Source organism: Streptomyces sp. NPDC051104 (genome assembly GCF_040682835.1).
In the GTDB taxonomy this organism is placed as follows: Bacteria; Actinomycetota; Actinomycetes; order Streptomycetales; family Streptomycetaceae; genus Streptomyces; species Streptomyces cynarae.
This window is the reverse complement of sequence record NZ_JBFBBS010000099.1, coordinates 1,699-3,029: the sequence shown is the minus strand read 5'-3', so window position 1 is coordinate 3,029 and position 1,331 is coordinate 1,699. Positions and strand designations below refer to the sequence as shown.

Annotated in this window: 1 rRNA gene (running past one end of the window); it reads left to right on the top strand. The window is 57.0% G+C overall.

The window, feature by feature from the left end:
- Positions 1–52 precede the first annotated feature (52 nt).
- Positions 53–1,331 (top strand): 23S ribosomal RNA (locus tag AB0N14_RS39540); it runs 1,677 nt beyond the window's last position.

Genomic DNA, 1,331 nt, shown 5'->3' with positions numbered 1-1,331 from the left:
GACGGGTGGTTGGTCGTTGTTTGAGAACTGCACAGTGGACGCGAGCATCTGTGGCCAAGTTTTTAAGGGCGCACGGTGGATGCCTTGGTACCAGGAACCGATGAAGGACGTGGGAGGCCGCGATAGTCCCCGGGGAGTCGTCAACCAGGCTTTGATCCGGGGGTTTCCGAATGGGGAAACCCGGCAGTCGTCATGGGCTGTCACCCTTGTCTGAACACATAGGGCAAGTGGAGGGAACGCGGGGAAGTGAAACATCTCAGTACCCGCAGGAAGAGAAAACAACCGTGATTCCGGGAGTAGTGGCGAGCGAAACTGGATGAGGCTAAACCTCAGGCGTGTGAGACCCGGCAGGGGTTGCGTTTGGGGGGTTGTGGGATCTCTCTTCTACGGTCTGCCGGCCGTAGGGCGAGTCAGAAACCGTTGATGTAGGCGAAGGACATGCGAAAGGTCCGGCGTAGAGGGTAAGACCCCCGTAGTCGAAACGTCAGCGGCTCGTTTGAGAGACACCCAAGTAGCACGGGGCCCGAGAAATCCCGTGTGAATCTGGCGGGACCACCCGCTAAGCCTAAATATTCCCTGGTGACCGATAGCGGATAGTACCGTGAGGGAATGGTGAAAAGTACCCCGGGAGGGGAGTGAAATAGTACCTGAAACCGTGTGCCTACAAGCCGTGGGAGCGTCGGATGCAGCTTGCTGCATCTCGTGACTGCGTGCCTTTTGAAGAATGAGCCTGCGAGTTTGCGGTGTGTTGCGAGGTTAACCCGTGTGGGGTAGCCGTAGCGAAAGCGAGTCCGAAGAGGGCGTTGGAGTAGCACGCTCAAGACCCGAAGCGGAGTGATCTAGCCATGGGCAGGTTGAAGCGGAGGTAAGACTTCGTGGAGGACCGAACCCACCAGGGTTGAAAACCTGGGGGATGACCTGTGGTTAGGGGTGAAAGGCCAATCAAACTCCGTGATAGCTGGTTCTCCCCGAAATGCATTTAGGTGCAGCGTCGTGTGTTTCTTGCCGGAGGTAGAGCACTGGATAGGCGATGGGCCCTACCGGGTTACTGACCTTAGCCAAACTCCGAATGCCGGTAAGTGAGAGCGCGGCAGTGAGACTGTGGGGGATAAGCTCCATGGTCGAGAGGGAAACAGCCCAGAGCATCGACTAAGGCCCCTAAGCGTACGCTAAGTGGGAAAGGATGTGGAGTCGCACAGACAACCAGGAGGTTGGCTTAGAAGCAGCCACCCTTGAAAGAGTGCGTAATAGCTCACTGGTCTAGTGATTCCGCGCCGACAATGTAGCGGGGCTCAAGCGTACCGCCGAAGTCGTGTCATTGACATATGTAG